Genomic DNA, 4,302 nt, shown 5'->3' on the forward strand with positions numbered 1-4,302 from the left:
CTCAAGATTATGTTTGAATTCAAGTCAGCATATGAGCCGGGGTTGGGCGAGGTTGTTTTTGAGGGTGAGCTTATTGATGTTGAAGAGGATAAGATTGCCGAGGATGCGCTTAAGCAGTGGAAGAAGGACAAAACCATAAGCCAGGTTCTTGCCAGGCCAATCATTGACTCAATACTTGCAAGAAGCACAATAGAATCAGTTATTGTAAGCAGGGAGATAGGGCTTCCGCCGCCAATACCTGTTCCGAGGGTTTCTGAAAAGACAAACCAGCAGTATATCGGATGAGCAGAAAATACCTGCCCATTCAGAATTTTTTCTTAATATTTTTTTTAGAATTAATCTGAATTAGATTTAACATTGCTTACCATAAAATTTCATCGGGAACCTTAATTGCCCGGATAAACGAAGCAGCCATATTGCCCTAAAATTCATCTGAAAATAACCAAAATTAATTTAAACTAGCAGAATTTCAGCATACATTGAAATAATGCGGAAATATCATATAAAATCAACAAAGAATGGTGATAAAAAGTGATAGAAGAGATAAAGCTTAAAGTTGCAGAAGCGCTTCCAGAAGATGTAAACAAGGGAATCATACGCCTTGACAATGCTTCAAGAACTCATCTCAGTGTGAGGCCCGGCGATGCAGTTGAGCTTGAGGGCGCAAGAAAGACAGTTGCGCTTGTGGAACGGGCTTATCCCGGAGATGAAGGGCTTGACATTGTAAGAATGGACGGGCTCACAAGAAGAAACGCCTCCACAAGCATAGGAGAAAGCACAATCATAAGAAAGGCGGATGTTAAAGAGGCAAAGAAAGTAACAATATCCCCTGCAAGAAAAGATGTGTATGTCAAGGCAAATCCGCCGAACATATTCAAGCAGGGGCTTCTTGGAAGATGCGTTGTCAAGGGCGACATAGTGAGCCTTGGCGGTGCAAAGACGAGAAGGACAACCCTCAGCCAGTCAGACCTTGTTTCAGATTTGTCTGATGTTTTCAAGGCGCTCGGAAGCGATTTCAACGAAAGCGCATTTGGATTCGGATTCTCAGACATAAAGTTCATGATTGTTGAGACAAACCCCAAAAAGGCAGTGATAATCACAGAGAACACAGAGATACACTTCAATCCAGAAGCAGTTGAGGTTTCAGAGGAAAGGATACCTGAAGTGTCATATGAGGACATCGGCGGGCTTGATGATGAGATAAAGAAAGTCAGGGAGATGGTTGAGCTTCCGCTGAAGCATCCGGAAATCTTCCAGCGCCTTGGAATTGAGCCCCCCAAGGGAGTGCTTCTTCACGGCCCTCCTGGAACAGGAAAGACGCTTCTTGCAAAGGCAGTTGCAAACGAGACAAGCTCCCATTTCATCCTGATAAACGGGCCTGAAATAATGAGCAAGTATTATGGACAGAGCGAGGAAAACCTAAGAAAGAAGTTTGAGGATGCCGAGAAGAATGCCCCGTCAATAATATTCATAGATGAAATTGACGCAATCGCCTCAAAAAGGGAGGAAAGCAAGGGCGAGGTTGAAAGAAGGGTTGTAGCCCAGCTTCTCGCTGTTATGGACGGGCTGAAGTCAAGGGGAAGAGTTGTGGTTATTGCTGCCACAAATGTTCCTAACCTGATTGACCCGGCATTAAGAAGGCCAGGAAGGTTTGACAGGGAAATTGAGATAAATGTTCCAGACAAGACAGGGCGGCTTCAGATACTCAAGATTCACACAAGGGATATGCCCCTCGCAAAAGATGTTGAATTAAAGGAGCTTTCAGAAATAACGCACGGCTTTGTGGGAGCAGACCTTGAATCACTTGCAAAAGAGGCGGCAATGATTGTTCTCCGGGGAGTTCTTCCAGATCTTAAGACAAAGGAGGACGAGCCCCTTCCAAAGGATATTCTTGAAAAGCTCATTGTGAAGCAGAAGGACTTCCGGGATGCTCTGAAAGTTGTAAGGCCATCTGCAATGAGAGAGGTTCTTGTGGAAATCCCAACCATAAAATGGAACGACATCGGAGGGCTAGAGGAGATAAAGCAGGAATTAAAGGAGGCTGTTGAGTGGCCCATAAAAAATCCAGAGGCATTCAAGAGGCTTGGGATAACACCTCCTAAGGGAATACTGTTATACGGCGCCCCTGGAACAGGGAAGACCCTTCTTGCAAAGGCAGTTGCAAATGAGTCTCAGGCAAACTTCATCCTTGTGAAAGGACCTGAGCTTTTGAGCAAGTGGGTTGGCGAATCTGAAAAGGCAGTGCGTGAAATATTCAAGAAGGCAAGGCAGAATGCCCCTGCAATAATATTCTTTGATGAGATTGATGCGCTTGCACCCAAGAGAGGATTATCAACATCAGACTCCCATGTTACAGACAGGGTGATAAACCAGCTGCTTACAGAGATTGACGGCCTGGAAGAGCTACATGATGTGGTTATAATCGCAGCAACCAACAGGCCTGACATGGTGGATAATGGGCTCCTTCGCCCAGGAAGGTTTGACAGGGTTATAATGACAGAAGCGCCTGATGAGAAGGCAAGGCTTGAGATTTTCAAGATTCACACTAAAGGCATGCCCCTTAAGGGCGTTGATCTTGATGATGTTGCAAAAAAGACAGAAGGTTTTGTGGGTTCAGACATAGAATCACTTTGCAGGGAGGCAGCAATACTTGCGCTCAGGAACGACATAAAAGCAAAGGAAGTCACAAAAAAGGACTTTTCAGATGCCATAAAGAAGACAGGGGCTTCTGTCACAAAGGATGTCATAAAGGCATACTCTGCATTCAGGGACAGCTTCAAGTCATCCTATGTCAAAAAAGACGTAAAGGATGAAAAGCCAGGATACTTCGGCTGAGAAAATCTTAAAGTCAATGCGCAATTCAAAAGAGGAAAAATGAAAATAATCCTTTTAGGAAGCCCTGGCTGCGGAAAGGGAACCCAGGCAAAGCTTCTTTCAAATGAATATAAATTACCCCATATTTCAACAGGGGATATTTTCAGGGAAGAAATTGCAAAAGGAACTGAGCTTGGGAAAAAGGCAGACGCCCTGATAAAGCGGGGAAGGCTTGTCCCTAATTCAGTTACAAACAGGATTGTCAAGAAAAGGATTGCACAGGATGACTGCAGGAACGGTTTTATCCTTGACGGATACCCAAGGAATTCTGAGCAGGCAAGATTCATTTCATCAATTTCAAAGATTGACATTGCACTATTCATTGAGGTAAGCGATGACAGCACAAGAAAAAGGCTTCTCAACAGGTATTACTGCGCAAAGTGCGGTGCAGGATACAACACCTTCACAGGACCAAAGCCAAAAAAAGAAATGATTTGCGACAAGTGCAGTTTGCCTCTTCTTAAAAGGAAGGATGATGATGAAAACTCAATTGAGAGAAGGCTTGAGATTTACCACAGACTTACTGAACCTGTAATTTCCATATTTAGAAAGGCAGGAAACCTTATTTCAATAAACGGGGAGCAAGTCATTTCTGAAGTGCACGCGGAAATAATGAAGAAAATAAAAAACCGGGAATTTGAACAGCAGGAACAATAAAATCAATAAAAAGCATTTTAAAGGGCAGATGCCAACTTATTTCTCATGCATAAGATAAAGGAGCTTCCAGAGGATTTCACAGTAAAGGAAGTGAGCAATGTTGAACTCAGGAAAAAGGGAGATTATTCATATTACGTTCTAAAGAAAAAAAATTACACAACTGAAAAGGCAATATCTGACATTTCCAATAAATCAGGAATAAGAAGGGACAATTTCAGCTATGCTGGGACCAAAGACAAAAAGGCAGTTACAGAGCAGATGATTTCCTTATGGTATGGAAATCCTGATTTGGAGAAAATATCACTTAAGGACATTGAACTGAACTTCTTGGGAAAGGGCTATCTGAAAATAGGGATAGGAGACCTTTATGGGAATGACTTTGCAATAACTGTAAGAAACCTTTCTGACAATGACTTCATAAGGTTTGCCAACAAGATTATTGAAGAGGAAATCAGGGAGGATTTTGCTCTAGATGAAAGCAAAAAGGCAATAATCCTTGAGGACATAAGAAGAAAAATTTCATCATGCAAAATTTTCATACCAAACTATTTTGACGAGCAGAGATTCTCAAAAAACAACTATGAAATCGGAAAATCGCTGATAAAGAAAAACTTTGAGAATGCAGCAAAGCTCATCCTGAATTTCAGCATACCCTCTGATGAGCTGGAGAAGAGCTGGGGGAACTGGGAAGAGCTGATTCCAAAAACCAAAAATTACCTTGAAATCCCTTTAATCTCATACCTTTCAAAAAATCCAAGGGACTTTGTGGGG

Annotated in this window: 4 protein-coding genes; all 4 read left to right on the forward strand. The window is 42.6% G+C overall.

What is annotated here, in order from left to right:
- Positions 1-285, forward strand: a 285-nt coding sequence (locus tag NTV63_01340; GenBank protein MCX6709582.1) for a hypothetical protein, incomplete at its 5' end; no start/stop codon positions are given.
- Between the two features lie 246 nt (positions 286-531).
- Complete coding sequence (locus NTV63_01345) at positions 532-2,835, forward strand: CDC48 family AAA ATPase (protein MCX6709583.1); 2,304 nt, start codon at positions 532-534, stop codon at positions 2,833-2,835.
- Positions 2,836-2,874: 39 nt separating this feature from the next.
- Positions 2,875-3,531 (forward strand): adenylate kinase, encoded by a 657-nt coding sequence (locus NTV63_01350; GenBank protein MCX6709584.1) that lies wholly within the window; start codon positions 2,875-2,877, stop codon positions 3,529-3,531.
- A 45-nt stretch (positions 3,532-3,576) separates the two neighbouring features.
- Positions 3,577-4,302, forward strand: a 726-nt coding sequence (gene truD / locus NTV63_01355; protein MCX6709585.1) for a tRNA pseudouridine(13) synthase TruD, incomplete at its 3' end; no start/stop codon positions are given.

Source organism: Candidatus Woesearchaeota archaeon, from assembly GCA_026394965.1.
Taxonomy (GTDB): Archaea; Nanobdellota; Nanobdellia; order Woesearchaeales; family 0-14-0-80-44-23; genus JAPLZQ01.